This window comes from Dietzia sp. DQ12-76, assembly GCF_014145045.1.
GTDB lineage: Bacteria > Actinomycetota > Actinomycetes > Mycobacteriales > Mycobacteriaceae > Dietzia.
Genome location: NZ_JAALDV010000389.1, coordinates 1 through 3,435, shown reverse-complemented (window position 1 = coordinate 3,435; position 3,435 = coordinate 1). Strand labels below are relative to the sequence as shown.

General features: G+C 71.1%; 2 protein-coding genes and 1 pseudogene. All 3 read right to left on the bottom strand.

Annotated elements, in window-relative coordinates; all coding sequences use genetic code 11:
• On the bottom strand, positions 1-314 hold a 314-nt coding region (locus G6019_RS13040), incomplete at its 3' end, for an RsmD family RNA methyltransferase (protein WP_182627754.1).
• Positions 315-343: 29 nt separating this feature from the next.
• Positions 344-2,617, bottom strand: a complete 2,274-nt coding sequence (gene recG / locus G6019_RS13035; RefSeq protein ID WP_182612280.1) for an ATP-dependent DNA helicase RecG — start codon at positions 2,615-2,617, stop codon at positions 344-346.
• A pseudogene (locus G6019_RS13030) lies at positions 2,614-3,435 on the bottom strand (DAK2 domain-containing protein); the annotation flags it as partial. The gene recG and the pseudogene G6019_RS13030, both read right to left, overlap by 4 nt.

The following is a 3,435-nucleotide window of genomic DNA, read 5'->3' as shown; positions in this document are numbered from 1 at the left end:
AGCGCCGCCCGCCTGACGGTCGGCCGGACCGACGGGAACGACGACGACAGGCCCGACGTGTTCGCGCGGATGGTCGCGACGGCCCGGGGGTCGTCCTCGACGAACCACGCGACATCCGCGCCCCGGGAGACCGCCTCCAGCCCGAGTGCGCCGGACCCGGCGAACAGGTCCAGCACCGCGGCGCCGTCCAGGTCCATCCTGCTGACGATCGCGCTGAACAGGGCCTCGCGGACGCGGTCGGTGGTGGGTCTGGTCCCTGCCGGTGGCACTGTGATCGAGCGCCCGCGCAGGCGGCCCGAGATGATGCGGGTCATGGATCCCCCGATGGTCGAGATGCTGATGGTCAGTACTTGAACAGGTAGTCCGACTCGTCCGAGCCGGACAGTCGACGGACGCGCTCGGCCAACGCCGGGTGGTGGTCCAGTCCGGGATCGGAGTCGAGGATCTCCTCGGCGTGACGGCGTGCGATCTCGATGACCTCGCCGTCGTCGACGACGGACAGCAGTCGGAGCGAGGCCAACGCACCCGACTGAGCGTCTCCCAGGACATCTCCCTCCCGGCGCTGGACCAGGTCGAGCTGCGCCAGCAGGAACCCGTCCGTGGTGGCGGCGACCGCACCCAGTCGTTCCATCGACTTCCCGCCCTCAGGAGAATTGGTCACCAGGAGGCAGAGCCCGGGCAGGCCACCCCGACCCACCCGGCCCCGGAGCTGGTGGAGTTGGCTCACCCCGAACCGGTCGGCGTCCATCACCACCATCACGGTGGCCTCCGGGACGTCCACCCCGACCTCGATCACGGTCGTCGACACCAGGACGTCGAGATCACCGGAGGCGAACGCACCCATGGTCGACTCCTTCTCCTCGGGAGGGAGCCGACCATGCATGAGACCGAGACGGAGGCCCGCCAGTGGCCCGGTGGACAGGTACTCGTAGAGGTCCACGGCGGCGACCAGAGGGGGCCTGTCGCTCCCCCGGCCGTCGTCCCCTGCGGACGTACCGTTCGCGGCGTCGCCGGTGTCGGCGTCGATCCGCGCACACACGATGTACGCCCGGTGTCCCGCCTCGACCTCCTCCCGGACCCGCTCCCAGACGCGCTGCACCCATCTCGGCTTGTCCCGGGCCGGCACGACCGAGGTGGAGATGGGTCTGCGACCACCGGGGAGCTCGTCCAGCTCCGAGACCTCCAGGTCCCCGAAGACGGTCATCGCGATGGTGCGGGGGATCGGTGTCGCCGTCATCACCAGCAGGTGCGGGACCGTCCCGTCCCGCCCCTTGGCGCGGAGCCGATCGCGCTGACGCACCCCGAACCGGTGTTGCTCGTCGACCACGACCAGGCCCAGGTCGAAGAAGTCCACCGAGTCCTGGATGAGCGCGTGCGTGCCCACGACGATCCCGGCCTCACCGGTGACGATATCCAGGAGCGCCGCCCGCCGTTCCGCGGTGGACATCGACCCCGTCAGCAGCACGACCCGGGTGGCCTCCTCGGCGGCACCCAGTCGGCCCCGCTCCCCCAGATCGCCGAGCATGGCCGTCAACGAACGGTGGTGCTGGGTGGCCAGGACCTCGGTAGGGGCGAGCATCACGCACTGACGACCCGCATCGACCACCTGGAGCATCGCGAGCAGTCCGACGATCGTCTTGCCGGAGCCGACCTCCCCCTGCAGGAGGCGGTTCATCGGTTCATCCAGGGCGAGGTCGGCGGAGATCTCCTCCAGCACGGCGGTCTGACCGGCGGTGAGCTCGAACGGCATCCGCGCCTCCATGGCGGCGCGGACGCCGTCCGGGCGCACCGGACTGGCCGGCGCGGGGTCGCGGGCGACCGCGCGGCGCCGGGCCCCCAGGAGCAGCTGCAGCGCGATGGCCTCGTCGAACCGGAGTCGGTACCCGGCCCTGTCGGCGTCCTTGACGGTCTCCGGCAGATGAGCCTTGCGCAGCGCCTCGTCGAGGCCCATCAGACCGGCGGCCGCCAGGACCGTGTCGTCGAGGGGGTCCACGACGGGCACGAGGGCCCGGATCGCGGTCACGATCGCGCCGAGCAGGTCCCACGAGGTCACGCTCTTGCTGGCCGAGTAGATGGGCAGGAGGGGACGGTCGAACAGACTCGGGCCGCCCTCGGCGTCGATCTCGGACGCCAGCCGGGCCAGGGCGGCGAGATCACCCGAGCCCCTGAGCTCACGACCCTGGCCCGAGACCGGGCGCAGGACCAGGAACTCCGGGTGGGTGAGGTCCAGGGACCGGCGGAACCGCGACACGGTCCCGTCGAACATCGCCACCGTGCCCACCGGGAGCATGAACTTGATCCTGCGGCCGGCGAAGTAGACCACCTTGAACGTGGTGTCCTCGTCCTTCACCGTGAGCGTGAGCATCTCCCGCGACTGCCCCTGCTTGGTGGTGTAGTTGCGGGTCGTGGCAGTGGTGACCGTCCCGATGATCGTCACCCGCTCGCCCTCGACGAGTTCGCGCTTGTCGTAGCGCTGACCGTGCTGGCGGTAGCGGCGGGGCAGGGTGTGGAGCAGGTCGCCGACGGTCCGGTGGCCGAAGGCCGCGGTGATCCGCTCGGCCAGTCCGGCGTCGAGGACCTCCCCCAGCGCCGAGTCCGTGGTGACGAACGCGGTCATTCGACCCCGACGTGCGCGAGCACCCGACCCGGTCCGGCCGCATACCCGACGACCTCCACGTCGGGATGTCCTTCGCGGATCCTGGACAGAGCGGTCTCGGTCGCGGCGTCGTCGTACTCGGCTCCGAGCAGCAGCGTCACCAGCTCGCCGCCGGAGGAGAGCAAGCGGTCCGCGAGCGCGCAGACGGCGTCCACCGGGTCCGTCTCGATGAGGGCGACATCGTGGCCCACCATGCCGAGGAGATCACCGGCCGCACAGCGGCCCACCAACGTGAGCGCGTCGTGTCGGGCCCGCACCAGATGGGCGTGTCGGGTGGCCGCCGCCGCGTCCGCCATCCCGAATCCGTCCAGGGACAGGGTGGTCGAGGGGTCGTGAACGGCGAGGGCGGACAGCCCCTGTACGACGGAACCCGTCGGGAGGATGAGGGCGTTGCCGTCGATTTCGCGCAGCGCGGCGTCGAGGGCTTCGATCTGGGCCCTGGGTAGCTCACCGTTGGGCAACACGAGCAGCTCATCGGCGGACAACGCGAGGACCGCGTCGATCACTCCGCCCTCGTCCGCATCGACCGTCTGCGCCCCCGCCTCCGAGAACAACTCGGCCAGCGGCCCGTCCGGGACGATCGCCACCACGACCCGCTCGGGTTCACCCGCGACCCGGCCCTCCGCGGCGCCGGACGCGCCCCGTCGACGGTGCCCGGCCTCCGTGCTCCCGCCCACCGGGTCCAACATGTCGGTCACACGGATCTCGGTGACGCGGCCGAGGGACAGGGCGACCTCGATCGCCGACCCGATGTCGTCGGTGTGGACGTGAACCGCCCA